This window comes from Virgibacillus oceani, from assembly GCF_041521345.1.
Taxonomy (GTDB): Bacteria; Bacillota; Bacilli; order Bacillales; family Amphibacillaceae; genus Virgibacillus_N; species Virgibacillus_N oceani_A.
On record NZ_JBGOHB010000023.1, the window covers coordinates 1 to 15,816 of the forward strand.

Below are 15,816 nucleotides of genomic sequence, written 5' to 3' on the forward strand. Positions count from 1 at the left end.
CATTCCTTGTCTGGTAGCAATAGCGGAGAGGTCACACCTGTTCCCATGCCGAACACAGAAGTTAAGCTCTCCAGCGCCGATGGTAGTTGGGGCCTTGCCCCTGCAAGAGTAGGACGCCGCCAGGCTGAAAAACCAGGTTACGATAAAAATCGTAACCTGGTTTTTTGTTGGAGAAGGAAATCCTTATTTCGGTGCTGTTATTTTCGCTCAATCTTCAAATTCCAAAATCTGCTGTACTCGTTCTGGATAATCTGTAATTATTCCATCAATGTTATATTTTAATACCTCGTGTACATTCCGCTCACTATTTACGGTCCATACCCAAACTTCCCTGTTCAGCTGATGGGCATTTTCAATAAAACGGGATGTGAGCATATTCTGCCGGATTGTATAAAAATCTATATCCAGATTACTTAGATTACCCATGGCCAAAAACAAAACCTGGCCAATTTTAATTTCTTCATTTTTGGCACGCACTTCTTGCAGTAAATCATAATTAAAGGATTGCACATATGTCTGATCAACGGCATCATATTTCTCGAGTAGGCGGACTATTTCATCTGTAAATTCATCTTTTCTATTATAGGATTTTAAATCCAGAATTAAGAGCGTGTCATTCTCAGTCACTTTTTCCAGTACTTGTTCCATTGTAGGGATCCGTTCTCCGGTAAAAGATTCATCGTAGAGGATGCCAATGTCGATTTCAGCTACTTCTTCATACGTCATATCCTTAATACTGGCGTGTACCCCTGCTGTTCGTTGCAAGTCATCGTCATGATTTAGCACAATAACACCATCTTTTGTCATCATAATATCTATTTCAATAGCATTGACCCCTTTATCAAGGGCTGAACGAATACTGCTCATTGAGTTTTCCGGCGCATGCATCAAATCCCCGCGGTGACTGGCAACTGCAACATCCCATTTTAAATAAACAATGGCCTCACTAACCGAATAGTTGATAAAAAATATTCCTGATACAAGAATGGCAGCAAAGAAAACTACTGCTTTTTTTCGCTTATTAAAAAAACGCTCTGCCGACAGTTCGATTGTACTTAATCGCTGGTTTGCTTGAATGGATAATTGATCTTGCACCGTCGCCCCCTTAACAACCTGAGAATGATAATACCAACGGGTTAAGATAATGATATTTATTGGGATTAAAAACAAAGAACCAATCATTGCTGTATAACTGGATAGGGTCAAGATGTACTCACTGATAAAATGACCGACCGCTAGTGAGTCAATGAAGACAGCTATGTAGGAAATGATTCGCATAAATAAAAACCCGGCAGTAAAAATAATGAGATTAGCCAAAAACAAATAAAATACGAGTTTAAATTGATTGCTTCGTGTTGCTTTCCAGCTTTTTTTCAACGCTTGCCATATGGTAGAGTCTTCGATAAAAATGAAATGAAGAGTAAAGATCCAGCGAATAGCTGCATACCCAATCACAAACATGATTCCAATATAGACAGCCGTGGATACAGCTGATTCATAAAATATGCTTGTAAGAAAAATAGTTATATTGACATCCAGGATTGGCGGCAATGTTGTCGAGTCGATAAAAGGGATGATGAAAACCAGTAAAAGTATAAGTTGAAATACGCCGATACCAAGAAGTTTTGGCAGCTTTTTCAGGGTGGTCACCAGGGCCTCTGTTATAAGGACTGATTTTTTAAAATATCTTTTTTGACTTATTGTAATGAGGACGCCAAACTCAACAAATAAAATGGCAACAGCCAAGAAAGTAAATAAAAGAAAGCTGAGCATGACAGGAAAACTCATGCCGAATTTATAAACTTCGGCATTTAATAAAGAGCCCACACCAACTATGGATAAAAGTTTGTTAAAAATATATGTAAGAAGCGGCACGAATAGAAAGCTTGCCAGCATCGTATAAATGATCTCAAAGGATAAATAATTTTTATAGGAAGATGTAAAATCGCGTAAGCTCTCTTTGAAAATAGAATACATTTAATCAGCCTTTTCTACCGTGGTTTGATTTGTTTTATTTTATCAGATATGTGGAAACTATCCTATTTATAAGGGGCAATCTGCATAGAGGTTATTATTTTGAAAATTTTTGTTTTCCGGTAGAATAAAGAAAGGGAGGTGGGGAATTTAGATATTATAGAACAAGTAATTACCGAAGATTTTATCACGATGGTTATTCGTATTTTAATTGCGCTGGTGCTATCCGGAATTATCGGGTTTGAAAGGGAAGTAAAAAGACATTTTGCCGGTTTTCGTACACATATTCTCGTTGGTGTCGGAGCATGCCTTATGATGCTTTTATCCATATATGGATTTGAAGCATTTATTGAAGCTTATGATAATGTGCGCTTTGACCCTGCCCGTATTCCTTCTTATGTAATCAGCGGGATTGGGTTTCTTGGAGCAGGGACGATTATTGTGTATGGGGGAACCATTCGCGGGCTGACGACAGCTGCCTCCATTTGGGCAGTGGCGGGAATTGGTCTCGTTGTAGGAGCCGGGATGTACGCTGCAGCAGTGTTTACTACATTGGTCATTCTAATCAGCTTAATCTTTCTGAACAACTTTGAGAATTTATTTATCCACAAAAAGAAAAGGAGTACAGCTGGAACAGTTTTTGAAATAACAGGACGTCAAGATCTGAAAATTGGTGATATAACAGCAAGCTTTGAAAAAAGGAAAGTGATGATAACTAATATTGAAATCTCAAAGACTGAAAATAACACGAAGCATATTTTTATAAAAGTAGAAGAAATATCTGAAGCGGAACGTGTTGCAATATTTGAGGAAATCTCGAATATGGAAAATGTCAAAACAATCTCGGATAAAAAATAACACTTCGTGAAAATTGTTAGAACTGGGTTAGAGAAAATATTCTCTAACCCGGTAATCTATTTTGAAAATGGTGTACTGTTTTCTTATCAAATTTTCCTGCAATATCTAGCGTGAAAGGAAGGGGTATATTGCAACGGTTATTCGAAAAAACTTTAAAGCAAATTCAAGAGGATAGTACAGTTCAATCTATTCAGCCAGTATCTGGCGGAGATATTAACGAAGCCTATTACGTTCGATCTGAAAACCGGGCATTTTTTGTAAAATTGAATCGGTCAGTAAATATGGCCTTTTTTGAATCTGAAAAAAAGGGGCTCGAAAGGTTGAGGCAAACAAATACAATACATGTGCCAAACGTATATGGGATTTATACTGATGAATATAATAAGCTACCGATGTTATGGATGGAATGGATCACTGGAGAAAAAAGCAAATCTACGGATGATTTGTTAGGAGAAAGACTGGCGGCCATGCACCAGACAAAAGGAAAAGCATTTGGTTTGGATGGAAAAAGTTTTATTGGAAAACTGGAACAAGATAATCAAATGGTGGATAGTTGGCTTTCCTATTACCGTGATTATCGCTTAGCCGGGCAATTAGAGATTGGGATTAATCGTAAGACAGTAACGGGAAAAAGGCAAGAAATGCTAAAGGCATTAATGGAGCGAATCAATCGATGGATTCCGGAAAAACCACTTCCAAGTTTGTTGCACGGGGATCTTTGGGGAGGAAATTGGATGGTTGGAGAAGAGGGGAATCCCTATTTGATTGACCCGTCGATATTATATGGGGATCATGAATTTGAAATCGCTTTTACAGAGCTGTTTGGAGGGTTTTCCCAACGATTTTATGATTCCTATACTTCTGTTTTTCCATTGTTTGATACATATTACGATAAAAAGCCGCTATATCAATTATATTTTCTGCTTGTCCATTTAAATATGTTTGGTGAATCTTACGGACCATCGGTAGATCGTATTCTACAAAGGTATACAGGTTAGCCTGAAGATCTTTTCTTCAGGGTGCATCTATTTTATCGTCAGTATTCTCGGTTGTACGCATGTAATATACTCGAGGAAGCTTGTAATAGATCCAAATGTCCTGAATCATAGAGCCCCCCACAAATAAAAGGATTTGCCAGTCGATATTTCTCATTTCATCCCTCCCTCTTATATTTCTATACAAAAGAGGGTTTGTCTTATTACAGCTGGCGAGGTTTCTTCGTCTTAAAACCCGGTAATTGTCTCTCCGCGCACAGGTTCTTCCCCATCTTCAAACTTTATCCGAATAGAGGCGGCATTTTCCCAGTCAGGGCTATCGGCAACATGAAAGTGAATATGCGGTTCGCTGGAATTTCCGGAGTTTCCGGCCAATCCGACTAATTCACCTGCAGTTACATTGTCTCCTTCACTTACTTGAAGACTGCCTTCTTTTAAGTGGCCAATAACGCTGTATTCATCGTTATCATGTTCTATGATGACATGGTTGCCGAGGAGCTGCTCCTCGTTTGTGTCAACGTTTGGTGTATTATCAGCAATATTATTTTCTGCAGACACGATGAGCCCATCTAAAGGGGCAGCCACTTCTTTCCCGAATGCAAAATAGCTCTCGTTATCTTGCAGGTCTCCGTCGAATGTGGCATCACCTTCCATCATAAGCAAGTCATAAGCATATCGCTGGTTTTCCAAAGAATAGTGATAATTAACAAGCTCATTCGTACCTCCCCAGAATGTATACCATGCTTCAGTTATGGGCATCCGGTATGTATTTTCCGTGTAATTTTCATCACTTTCCGGGAAATCAGAAATGGGCATAAGTTGCAGTCCCTCGATCGTCAGGTCGTCTGCAAAGTAACTTCGGATCCCTTTGTCTCCCTGGTTACTGACCCATTGATATTCCGTCATACCATGGATAGGGATTTCCGAGACAAGATCAAAGCTTTCGACTCCAGCATTAAAGTTTTCGCCAAGAGCTACGAATTCCTCTAATGTAACGGTAGCTTGAAAATCTTCACTTGTCTGATTGTATAACCTCTCCAATTCTCCTTCTAAAAACTGATCTGTAAATTGTCCGGGAGATACAAGCTTCGCATTCATTTCTTCATCCACCTCTTCCTGGTCTTCTAAGGAATCGTTCTGTCCTTCACTGCACGCACTTAAGCTAAAAGATAAGCAAATAGCCAAAAAAATGGCTAAGTAAGATTTCATATGTATTATATTCCTCCCTTCCTCTTATATTTGTACGAATGAAATGTATAAAAGATTCAGTTTGCACAGTATTTCCCTCGTCATCAAGCATATCTGTGAAAAACATGTTTGTTGCCAATCAACACCATTTCGATACCAAAACATATTCTTACCAAAAATACTTTTCCCAAAAAGGTTTTTCTTTCTCTCTTTTTGACGAAAATAAACTATAGTATTGTAGTTGCATCTGATAAAATATCGCGTATAATAATAATTAAGTCAAAGATAGTCAAAGTCAAATCGAAGGGGGTGGGCATATGAGCAATATTTCCGATGTTATTGAAAGGTATTTAAAACAAACTTTAAAGGTGCAAGGGAAAAATGTAATTGAAATTAAGCGCAGTGAAATCGCTGATCAATTTCAATGTGTCCCCTCTCAAATTAATTATGTGATTAACACACGGTTTACCGTGGAAAAAGGGTATATAGTGGAGAGTAAACGTGGTGGTGGAGGGTATATACGTATTATAAAAGTAATCCATCAGGAACAATCCGAGCTTATCGACGAGATTATTGCGATGATTCAGCCAACAGTAACCCAGCAGATAGCAATTGATGTGTTAAATCGATTAAAAGAAGAAGGTTTAATCACTGGACGCGAAATGAAAATTATGGCAAGTGTTATGGATAGACAGGTGCTTGCCTTTCAATTGCCGTTACGAGATGAGATTCGCGCGCGACTATTGGTAACGATGCTATCCACACTAAAATATTTAAATAAATGAGGAGGGAACCGGATGGACTGCCAAGAATGCCAGGAACGGCCCGCAACACTTCATTTCACCCAGGTCATTAACGGAAATAAAAAAGAAGTACATGTTTGCGAAGTGTGTGCAAAGGAAAAAGGTTATAAGATGTATCAGGAAGAAGGCTATTCCCTGCATGATCTGCTCTCAGGGCTGATTAACTTTGAAACCCAGACGATGGGGAACCCTCAGGGTGGTTCATTTCAACAGGTGAAGGAATTGCAATGTCCAAAATGTGAAATGACTTTTTCCGAATTTAAACGCATAGGTAAGTTCGGTTGTGCCGTGTGCTATGATACATTTTCCGAGCGATTGGATTCAATTTTTCGCCGGGTGCATTCAGGGAATGCAAAGCACCACGGGAAAATTCCGAAACGCCAGGGCGGCGACCTGCACAAACGCAGGCAAATTGAAAGCTATAAATCAGCATTGAAAAGCTTAATAGAAAGTGAAGAATTTGAAAAAGCAGCTGAAGTCCGCGATAAGATTAAAGCATTGGAAAACGGGCAGAATGATGGGAAAGAAGGTGACCATTCATGACACTGCAAAATTTTATGAATGAAGCGATCAGTCCATGGATGCAGGAAGAAGGTCCGGATAGTGATATTGTGCTGAGCAGCAGGCTCCGCTTAGCCAGAAATTTTGCAAACGCAGCCTATCCGCTTATTGCTGATGCAGATCACCTTGAGGAAATACGTGATTTTTTTAAAACAAATTATGAGAATAAATCATTTCAGGATTATCATGATTTAGCTTTTATTGCGATTAACGATTTATCTTCCATCGGAAAAAGGGTATTGGTTGAAAAACATCTGATCAGTCCCCATCTTGTTAAAAATGCCGAAACTTCGGCAGTACTTATTTCAGAAAATGAACAGGTATCTGTCATGATCAATGAAGAAGACCATATACGAATTCAGTTATACTTTCCTGGCTTCCAGCTGACAGAAGGACTGGAGAAAGTCTTCGAGTTTGATGACTGGCTGGAAGAGAAAATCAATTATGCATTCGATGAATCAAGAGGCTATTTAACGAGCTGCCCGACGAATGTCGGTACGGGGCTGCGTGCTTCTGTCATGATGCATCTGCCGGCACTTGCGATGACAAAACAAATAAACCGGATGATCCCGGCCATAAATCAGCTTGGTCTCGTTGTTAGAGGGATTTACGGGGAAGGCAGCGAAGCCCAGGGAAATATTTTTCAGATATCCAATCAGATTACACTCGGTAAATCGGAAAATGATATTGTGGAAGATCTCGAAAGTGTTGTCAGACAATTAATAGCACATGAAAGAAATGCACGGAGCCGGATGCAGGAGCAAAGTGGCACAAAATTGGAGGATCGTATTTACCGCTCGTATGGCGTATTGGAAAATGCGAGAATCATTGAATCCAAAGAAGCGGCACAATGTCTGTCCAATGTCCGTCTTGGTATTGACTTGGGATTAATTGAGCAGGTTTCACGTAATATATTAAATGAACTCATGATTTTAACACAGCCCGGATTTTTGCAGCATTATCAGAAACAGACATTAACAGCAAATCAGCGTGATATACTGCGGGCTACACTCATTCGCGAAAGATTACAATTGGAAAAATAGGATAGGAGGAATTCATTATATGATGTTTGGACGTTTTACCGAGCGGGCGCAGAAAGTATTGGCATTATCCCAGGAAGAAGCAGTCCGGCTTGGTCATAATAATATTGGGACAGAACATATTCTGTTAGGGCTGGTCAGAGAAGGGGACGGCATTGCCGCCAAAGCGCTTCAGTCACTCGGACTTGAAGTGGCAAAAATTCAGGAAGAAGTGGAAGGTTTAATCGGAACCGGAAAGCAGCCGATGCAATCGATCCACTATACACCCCGAGCAAAAAAAGTGGTGGAATTGTCTCAAGATGAAGCGAGAAAGCTTGGTCACTCCTATGTCGGAACAGAACATATTCTGCTCGGTCTCATCCGTGAGGGTGAAGGAGTAGCGGCCCGTGTATTAAATAATCTCGGAGTCAGTTTAAACAAAGCAAGGCAGCAGGTGCTTCAACTCCTTGGGAGCAATGAATCCCAGGCTGGAAGACAAGGCCGAAATCAGCAGACAAGCGCCAATACGCCAACACTGGATTCTCTTGCCAGAGATTTGACGGAAAGTGCCAAAGAAGGCAATGTGGACCCGGTTATCGGCCGCAGTAAAGAAATTGAGCGGGTGATTCAAGTGCTGAGTCGCCGGACGAAGAACAACCCTGTCTTAATCGGGGAACCCGGGGTAGGTAAAACTGCTGTGGCAGAAGGGTTGGCACAGCAGATTATAAATAACGAAATACCGGAAACACTGCGAGATAAACGTGTAATGACCCTTGATATGGGTACCGTGGTGGCAGGTACAAAATACCGTGGTGAATTTGAAGATCGTCTGAAAAAAGTGATGGAAGAAATCCGTCAGGCAAACAATATTATTTTATTCATCGATGAATTGCATACACTGATTGGTGCCGGCGGAGCAGAAGGGGCAATTGACGCTTCCAATATTTTAAAACCGTCCCTCGCTCGCGGAGAATTGCAATGTATAGGTGCAACAACGCTTGATGAATACAGGAAATATATTGAAAAGGATGCGGCACTTGAGCGCAGATTCCAGCCAATCCAGGTGGATGAACCGACGCTTGAAGAAACGGTGCAAATTTTAGGCGGGCTTCGTGACCGTTATGAAGCACATCACCGTGTGACGATTACAGATGAAGCAATTGACGCGGCGGCTCATTTGTCCGACCGTTATATTACGGATAGATTTTTGCCGGATAAAGCGATTGACTTAATTGATGAAGCAGGATCCAAAGTGCGCCTGAGTTCATATACTGTGCCGCCGGATCTGAAGGAATTGGAACAAAAGCTGGAAGAAGTCCGCAAAGAAAAAGATGCAGCTGTACAAAGCCAAGAATTTGAAAAAGCAGCTTCTTTACGGGATTCCGAGCAGCGTCTTCGGGAAGAGCTGGATGAAACGAAAAATGAATGGAAAGAAAAGCAGGGCCAGACAGACTCTGAGGTAACAGTGGAAGATATTGCTGCTGTTGTGTCCATCTGGACTGGTGTGCCTGTTTCCAAATTAACAAAGGATGAAAGTGATCGTCTCTTGAATATGGAGGGGATCCTGCACGACCGTGTGATTGGTCAGCAGGAAGCTGTGAATGCAGTAGCAAAAGCGATCCGCAGGGCAAGAGCGGGTCTGAAGGATCCAAAGCGCCCAATCGGTTCATTTATTTTCCTGGGACCAACAGGGGTCGGGAAAACCGAACTAGCCAGAGCACTTGCAGAAGCCATGTTTGAAGATGAGGAAGCGATGATCCGGATTGATATGTCGGAGTATATGGAAAAACATGCAACCTCCCGTTTGGTAGGTTCACCACCGGGGTATGTCGGCTATGAAGAAGGTGGACAGCTAACAGAAAAGGTGCGTACAAAACCGTATTCCGTCGTTCTCCTTGATGAGGTGGAAAAAGCACATCCGGAAGTATTTAATATCTTGCTGCAGGTCCTGGAAGATGGGCGTCTTACGGATTCCAAGGGCCGTGTCGTTGACTTCCGTAATACAGTGCTCATTATGACTTCCAACGTTGGTGCAAGTGAACTGAAGCGGAATAAATATGTTGGTTTTAATTTGGGTGACGAAGGTCAGGAGCATGAAGACATGAAGAACAAGGTGCTGGATGAACTGAAGAAAGCATTCCGTCCTGAGTTCCTGAACCGGATCGATGAAACAATCGTCTTTCATTCCTTGGAGAAAAAGCATATGAAAGACATTGTTACATTGATGGTTAAACAGCTTCAGAATCGCTTAAAAGAGCAGGAAATTGAATTTACACTTACAGATAAAGCCTTGGAAAAAATCGCCAATGAAGGCTTCGAGCCTGAATATGGTGCCCGTCCACTCAGAAGGTCGATTCAGAAAAACATCGAGGATCTTTTATCCGAGGAATTGTTAAAAGAGAACATTTCCAAGGGTGAAAAGGTAAAAATCGGGTTGAATAATAAAGGCGAATTTATTGTATTGCCTTAAATGCAAAGTAAGAAGCAGGGATGAAAAAAGCCGGGAGCAGATTGTCTTCCGGCTTTTTTAAGTTATTTTAATTTGGCTGAAGCGTGATGTTGTAAGCATCCTATTTCACAGAAGTCTTTAGATACAAAAGAATAAAAAGAAGGCATACAAAGGGAGGAAACAAAATGGGAATGAATTACATTTCATTGATGGAAGCATATTTAATTGAAACAGTACGGGCAAGCGGTATAACTAATCAGGAATTGGAGGAGCATGTCTCCAAAAAGGATGTTACTCCTTGGGAGGATCTGAACCAAAATTTACAATTCCAAGCACTAATTGATCTGCAAGAAAAAGATCCCGTGGCATTTCACTCTATTATTCGCGATGGTTATCAGGTAAAGTTCGTTACTATGAATGGATTGAAAAACCTTTTAAAGCTGAAATTCGATATTACCGAAACGGAGTATGAACCAACAGAGAAAGGCATTACCAAATTAGTTGTAGATGTGGAAACATTGTCTAACATCAAGCAAGTACTGTCTCCTAATTGGAAGGTTCAAGTAAAAGCGCCAGATGGAGAAAATGTTAATAAAGAAATTAGTATTACATTAGGTGAATAGTTTTATTGTAGTACCTCTTTCAAGATAATAGGTTTATCTGGAAGGGTTGCCCAAAACACGACTCATTTACGCTACCCTTTAAATATAATGAGGAAAGTAGCTGATTCTCCCGGAAAATCACGCGGTCCGCTTTTTATTATGAAAAGGTATCGGAACCCAACAATCCAGCAAAGTTTTGGTATATAGCCAGCTAGCATGATAAAATAAAAATGGCAATATACGCACAAATCTATTAATTTTTGCCCCTCGCGCAATAAGAGTCGCCTATTTTTTCTGGCAGTTATATTACTCCCATCCACCGGTGGATATCATATCCCGAATTTTATCCAATTGTGGCACTAATATGGAATTTTTAACTAAATTGATAGGAAGCTGTAACTTTCTAGCGGCTTTAATAGTCTATAATAATAGTAGGAAGGGATAGAGGAATTTGGCTAAAAGAAAAACAAAATTTGTTTGTCAGCATTGTGGTTACGAATCAGCAAAATGGATGGGCAAATGCCCGGGCTGCAGCAGCTGGAATTCATTTGTGGAAGAAATAGAAGCATCGGGCTCAAGGAATAAGCATACATTTAATGTGGGCGCTAATGTAGTTCATAAGCCGGAGAAAATATCGGCTATTGAAACACAGCAGGAACCCCGGGTTACGGTGGAAATGAAAGAGTTTAACCGAGTACTTGGCGGCGGCATTGTTGCCGGGTCACTTGTATTAATTGGAGGAGACCCCGGTATTGGGAAGTCAACCCTCCTTTTGCAGATTTCCGCCCAGCTGGCGGATAAAGCGTTGCCGGTCTTATACATCTCCGGAGAGGAATCCATTCGTCAGACGAAGCTCCGGGCAGACAGATTGGATATTAAATCGGATGCTTTATACGTTTTAGCGGAGACTAATTTATTTGATATTGTAAAACAGGTGGAAGAAATTAAACCATCTTTTGTCGTAGTTGATTCGATACAGACCATGTATAAAGAGGAGATTTCCAGTGCACCGGGCAGTGTTTCCCAGGTGCGTGAATGCACATCAGAATTAATGAAAATAGCAAAAACGAATGGCATCCCGATCTTTATTGTTGGGCATGTGACCAAAGAAGGTTCGATCGCGGGGCCTAGGCTATTGGAGCATATGGTGGACGCTGTTTTATATTTTGAAGGCGAGCGCCACCACACATACCGTATACTACGAGGTGTGAAAAACCGGTTCGGAAGCACAAATGAAATGGGGATTTTTGAAATGAAAGAACAGGGGTTACGGGAAGTAATGAACCCTTCTGAAATATTTCTCGAAGAACGGTCAGAGGGGGCTTCGGGGTCTACTGTCGTTGCTTCGATGGAAGGAACCAGACCTGTACTGGTAGAAATACAGGCATTAATATCTCCTTCCGCTTTTGGAAACCCGCGCCGTATGGCAACAGGAACGGATCAGAACAGGGTGCCATTATTAATGGCAGTGTTAGAAAAGCGGGTTGGTTTAATGCTCCAGAATCAGGACGCGTATATTAAAGTTGCCGGCGGGGTAAAGCTGGATGAACCTGCTATTGACTTAGCGATCGCTATCAGTATCGCTTCAAGTTTCCGCGATCAGCCGACAAGACCGGATGATATTTTTATCGGGGAAGTTGGATTAACCGGTGAAATAAGGAGGGTCTCCCGGATTGAACAAAGGGTGCAGGAAGCGGCGAAGCTTGGTTTTAAGCGAGTAATATGTCCGGCAAATAATCTCGATGGCTGGACGGTGCCGGAGCAAATTGAGGTAATTGGTGTGAAAACCGTTCAGGAAGCACTTCAAGTCGGGGTTTCTCGTTAATTATACGCGGTTTTTTGTCGGAATTCGACAAAAATTGTAGATTATTGTATTGCCATTTATATTTAGTTATGGTAACATGATAAGTTTATTTAAATTGAATGTTATTCGGATATATGCTATTATTTAATTGGTATAATAGGTGATTATTACTTTTTTTGGATTATTTTTTCACAATAAGGCAATAATATTAGTGAACTTGGCTTACCGCCAGGTATTTACGGGAAAGTCTTAGTATCACAAGGGTAGGACCTTAAGGCCCTTGACTTTGCAGGGAGTTTTTTAATTTCTTTCCTGCCGGGATAGGAGGTGACATTAGTAGTGTTAAGGAAAGTTGTTCATTTATTCTTTATTATTATGGGCGGTACTGTTGGCTATTTATATATACCGACAATCGTGAATCTATTAGGCTTCACCGAACTCGAGTGGCTGGCCTCACCATGGCTGGGGACAATTTTGGGGGCAATTATTTTTTTTCTTATTTCATACATGGTGGCAGGCTACGTTGTTAATTTCCTTAAGTGGGTGGAAGAAGCGCTTATTAAAGTACCGGCAATTGATTTGTTTTTCGGAAGTATCGGACTGCTTTTAGGGCTGGTAATTGCTTATTTTATCAATATGCCGCTGCAGGATATTAATATTGAAATAGTATCACAGGTTATACCATTCTTCATTATGATTTTACTCGGTTATTTAGGTTTCCAGGTTGGTTTCAGACGAAGAGATGAATTTGTTAATCTAATGAATAAAAATAAAAGAGACCGGGATAAAAGAAAAGGTGCAGACACTGAGGAAGCAAAAGAACTGATCAAGCCAAAATCAAAAATACTGGATACTAGTGTTATTATTGATGGGCGTATTGCTGATATTTGTCAGACGAGATTTCTGGAAGGGACGATTGTGATTCCTCAGTTCGTCCTTGGAGAGCTGCAGCATATTGCGGATTCTTCTGATGTTTTAAAACGAAATAGAGGGCGCCGTGGACTGGATGTGCTTAATCGCATTCAAAAAGAGCTTCCGGTAGATGTAGAAATCTATGAAGGAGACTTTGAGGAGATTCATGAAGTTGACAGCAAACTGATTAAATTGGCAAAAGTGATTGACGGTGTTGTTGTAACAAATGATTTCAACTTAAATAAAGTATCCGATCTGCAAGGCGTATCCGTGCTGAACATTAATGATTTGGCTAATGCGGTGAAACCAGTTGTACTTCCTGGTGAGGAACTGGTTGTTCAAGTGATCAAGGATGGTAAGGAACAAAACCAGGGAATTGCTTACCTGGATGACGGTACGATGATTGTTGTAGAGGAAGGCAGAAATTATATCGGGAAATCGATTGAGGTACTCATCACCAGTGTTCTTCAAACATCGGCAGGAAGAATGATATTTGCAAAACCGAAATTACTTGAAAAAGCACAGTAAAAAGGGTATAACAAAAAGTGATAACAGAAAAATAGTGTTATCACTTTTTTTCTGGTGTTCGAAATGAAGGAACGCTGCAAGCTGTGTCAGCTGCAAATGAAGAAGCAATAAAATAATAACTATGGTACAAGCAGGAGAATAGAAAGGGGCATTATTATGTCAAACCAGGTTCGTGTGCGTTATGCGCCTAGTCCTACGGGGCATTTGCATATTGGAAATGCGCGTACAGCACTATTTAATTATTTATACGCCAAACACTTAAACGGGAAATTTATTATCCGGATTGAAGATACAGATGATAAACGAAATGTGGAGGGTGGAGAAGAGAGCCAGCTGAAATTCCTGAAATGGCTTGGCATTGAATGGGACGAGGGAGCCGATATTGGCGGTGATTATGGCCCGTACAGGCAAACGGAACGGCTGGAAATTTATCAGAAATATGTGGATGACCTGCTGGAAAGAGGCCTTGCTTATAAATGCTATATGACAGAAGAGGAACTGGAAAAAGAACGTGAAGAACAGCGTGCCCGCGGCGAGGTGCCGAAATATTCCGGGGCTCACCGTGATTTAACCGAAGAACAAATCGCACAATTTGAACGTGATGGCCGCAAACCAAGTATCCGCCTGCGGGTTCCGGCAAACAAAACATATACATTCCATGATATTGTTAGAGAAAATATCACCTTTGAATCCAGTGATTTTGGTGACTGGGTTATTGTGAAGAAAAATGGGATCCCTACCTATAATTTTGCGGTAGCGATTGATGATCATTTAATGGAGATCTCCCATGTACTTAGAGGCGAAGAGCATATTTCCAATACACCAAAACAGATGATGGTGTATGATGCTTTTGACTGGGAAGCACCGGCATTTGGTCACATGACACTCATTTTAAATGAGGAACGGAAAAAGCTGAGTAAGCGAGATCAGCATATACTGCAGTTTATTGAACAATATCATGATTTGGGGTATCTGCCTCAAGCACTATTTAATTTCATTACCCTCCTGGGCTGGTCGCCGGTGGGAGAGGAAGAAATTTTTGATAAACAAACATTGATAGATATTTTTGATCCGGAGCGCTTGTCTACCTCCGCTGCTATTTTTGACCGCCACAAATTAAAGTGGATGAATAACGAATATATTAAAGCAGCCGATCTTGAATCTGTGATCTCCCTTGCGATGCCGCATTTAGTTGAAGCAGGCAGACTGCCGGAAGACATGAGTGAAAGCCAGCGGGAATGGGCGGAAAATGTGATTGGATTGTACCGGGAGCAATTGAGGTACGGTGCGGAAATTGTTGAATTAACAGAGTTATTTTTCCGTGATGAGCCAGTGATGGATGAAGGTGCGATGGATATACTGCAGGAGGAGCAGGTTCCAGAAGTACTGCAGGTATTTACCGATAAACTGATTCACCTGGATGATTTTACGAAGGATTCTATTAAGGCGCAATTTAAAGCAACTCAAAAAGAAACAGGGCACCGCGGCAAACGGTTGTTTATGCCGATCCGGGTTGCAACGACCGGGCAGACCCATGGGCCGGAGCTGCCGCTGGCCATTGAACTGCTCGGCAAGGATTTGATCCTGAAACGTTTGGATAAAGTATTAAAGCATTTGGGAGCGTAATTATTCACAATTAGGCAGGAATATAATATACTGATATGACATCAACTGTTATGAAAATAAAAATAGAGGCACCTAAATAGAAGAACGTAGATGAGGGAAAGTAGAAGCGGAATGGTTTACCCAGAGAGAATCACCTTGGCTGTGAGTGATTTTAAGCCTTCCCTTTGAAGTGCCCCTCGGAGTCTGTTATGGAATATAAGTACATAACAGCGGAACTCTCCCGTTATGAGAGCCTGAGCCGGAAGGGGATATATAAGCGAGCAACTAGCGACGCAAGCCTGAACTTGGAGAAAAGTCAGATTTTCCAACCCTTTAAACAGAGTGGGACCGCGCATAAGCGTCTCTGTGTCAATGTACACAGGGATGTTTTTTTGCTGGTAAAAAACTATAGAAATTGTGATTGTTGAATACGATCACTGTTCTTGATTCTAAACTCCTGGAGGGGAGAAAATGGGTTCGTTCGGTCACTAATCGGGTTGATAAACACTCGAACGATG

General features: G+C 41.1%; 12 protein-coding genes, 1 rRNA gene and 1 other annotated feature. Of the genes, 11 read left to right on the plus strand and 2 right to left on the minus strand.

From position 1 onward, the window contains the following. Positions 1 to 9: 9 nt before the first annotated feature. A 5S ribosomal RNA gene (gene rrf / locus ACDX78_RS15815) occupies positions 10 to 125 on the plus strand. A gap of 82 nt (positions 126 to 207) precedes the next feature. Here the strand turns inward: rrf and ACDX78_RS15820 are convergent. After that, positions 208 to 1,977: a glycerophosphoryl diester phosphodiesterase membrane domain-containing protein gene (locus ACDX78_RS15820; protein WP_486029129.1), complete on the minus strand. Its 1,770-nt coding sequence runs from the start codon at positions 1,975 to 1,977 to the stop codon at positions 208 to 210. Positions 1,978 to 2,166: 189 nt separating this feature from the next. On the opposite strand from ACDX78_RS15820, the gene ACDX78_RS15825 reads away from it, so the two are divergent. Together ACDX78_RS15825 and ACDX78_RS15830 are read left to right on the plus strand one after the other, a co-directional pair. Continuing rightward, on the plus strand, positions 2,167 to 2,832 hold the full coding sequence (locus tag ACDX78_RS15825) for an MgtC/SapB family protein (RefSeq protein ID WP_486029203.1): 666 nt from the start codon (positions 2,167 to 2,169) through the stop codon (positions 2,830 to 2,832). A 128-nt stretch (positions 2,833 to 2,960) separates the two neighbouring features. Further along, entirely contained in the window at positions 2,961 to 3,830 is an 870-nt protein-coding gene (locus ACDX78_RS15830) for a fructosamine kinase family protein (RefSeq protein ID WP_486029130.1), read from the plus strand. Between the two features lie 225 nt (positions 3,831 to 4,055). Here ACDX78_RS15830 and ACDX78_RS15835 read toward each other — a convergent pair whose 3' ends face one another. Continuing rightward, positions 4,056 to 5,036, minus strand: coding sequence for a M23 family metallopeptidase (locus ACDX78_RS15835; protein WP_486029131.1), 981 nt, complete (start codon positions 5,034 to 5,036; stop codon positions 4,056 to 4,058). A gap of 296 nt (positions 5,037 to 5,332) precedes the next feature. Between ACDX78_RS15835 and ACDX78_RS15840 the strand changes: the two genes are divergently transcribed. From ACDX78_RS15840 to gltX, 8 genes are all read left to right on the plus strand, one after another. After that, entirely contained in the window at positions 5,333 to 5,800 is a 468-nt protein-coding gene (locus ACDX78_RS15840) for a CtsR family transcriptional regulator (RefSeq protein ID WP_486029132.1), read from the plus strand. 12 nt (positions 5,801 to 5,812) lie between these two features. Further along, on the plus strand, positions 5,813 to 6,361 hold the full coding sequence (gene mcsA / locus ACDX78_RS15845) for a protein-arginine kinase activator protein McsA (protein ID WP_486029133.1): 549 nt from the start codon (positions 5,813 to 5,815) through the stop codon (positions 6,359 to 6,361). Then, positions 6,358 to 7,422, plus strand: a complete 1,065-nt coding sequence (gene mcsB / locus ACDX78_RS15850; RefSeq protein WP_486029134.1) for a protein-arginine kinase McsB — start codon at positions 6,358 to 6,360, stop codon at positions 7,420 to 7,422. The genes mcsA and mcsB overlap by 4 nt, the downstream gene beginning before the upstream one ends. 19 nt (positions 7,423 to 7,441) lie before the next feature. Further along, a complete protein-coding gene (gene clpC / locus ACDX78_RS15855; protein WP_486029135.1) occupies positions 7,442 to 9,868 on the plus strand; it encodes an ATP-dependent protease ATP-binding subunit ClpC in 2,427 nt (808 codons plus the stop codon). Between the two features lie 164 nt (positions 9,869 to 10,032). Next, positions 10,033 to 10,470, plus strand: a complete 438-nt coding sequence (locus ACDX78_RS15860; RefSeq protein WP_486029136.1) for a hypothetical protein — start codon at positions 10,033 to 10,035, stop codon at positions 10,468 to 10,470. Positions 10,471 to 10,900: 430 nt separating this feature from the next. After that, a complete protein-coding gene (radA, locus tag ACDX78_RS15865; protein WP_486029137.1) occupies positions 10,901 to 12,274 on the plus strand; it encodes a DNA repair protein RadA in 1,374 nt (457 codons plus the stop codon). A gap of 318 nt (positions 12,275 to 12,592) precedes the next feature. Then, entirely contained in the window at positions 12,593 to 13,693 is a 1,101-nt protein-coding gene (locus tag ACDX78_RS15870) for a PIN/TRAM domain-containing protein (protein WP_486029138.1), read from the plus strand. A 156-nt stretch (positions 13,694 to 13,849) separates the two neighbouring features. After that, positions 13,850 to 15,319 carry a glutamate--tRNA ligase gene (gene gltX / locus ACDX78_RS15875; protein ID WP_486029139.1) on the plus strand — a complete coding sequence of 490 codons (1,470 nt, stop codon included), beginning with the start codon at positions 13,850 to 13,852 and terminating at the stop codon, positions 15,317 to 15,319. Positions 15,320 to 15,397: 78 nt separating this feature from the next. Continuing rightward, positions 15,398 to 15,667, plus strand: a binding site (T-box leader). Positions 15,668 to 15,816: the final 149 nt, after the last annotated feature.

Excerpts from the sequence above, each read along its gene's own strand:
- ACDX78_RS15820 (WP_486029129.1), bottom strand. The coding sequence starts at position 1,977 with ATGTATTCTATTTTCAAAGAGAGCTTACGCGATTTTACATCTTCCTAT.
- ACDX78_RS15825 (WP_486029203.1), top strand. The coding sequence starts at position 2,167 with ATGGTTATTCGTATTTTAATTGCGCTGGTGCTATCCGGAATTATCGGG.
- ACDX78_RS15835 (WP_486029131.1), bottom strand. The coding sequence starts at position 5,036 with ATGAAATCTTACTTAGCCATTTTTTTGGCTATTTGCTTATCTTTTAGC.
- ACDX78_RS15840 (WP_486029132.1), top strand. The coding sequence starts at position 5,333 with ATGAGCAATATTTCCGATGTTATTGAAAGGTATTTAAAACAAACTTTA.
- mcsA (WP_486029133.1), top strand. The coding sequence starts at position 5,813 with ATGGACTGCCAAGAATGCCAGGAACGGCCCGCAACACTTCATTTCACC.
- mcsB (WP_486029134.1), top strand. The coding sequence starts at position 6,358 with ATGACACTGCAAAATTTTATGAATGAAGCGATCAGTCCATGGATGCAG.
- clpC (WP_486029135.1), top strand. The coding sequence starts at position 7,442 with ATGATGTTTGGACGTTTTACCGAGCGGGCGCAGAAAGTATTGGCATTA.
- ACDX78_RS15860 (WP_486029136.1), top strand. The coding sequence starts at position 10,033 with ATGGGAATGAATTACATTTCATTGATGGAAGCATATTTAATTGAAACA.
- gltX (WP_486029139.1), top strand. The coding sequence starts at position 13,850 with ATGTCAAACCAGGTTCGTGTGCGTTATGCGCCTAGTCCTACGGGGCAT.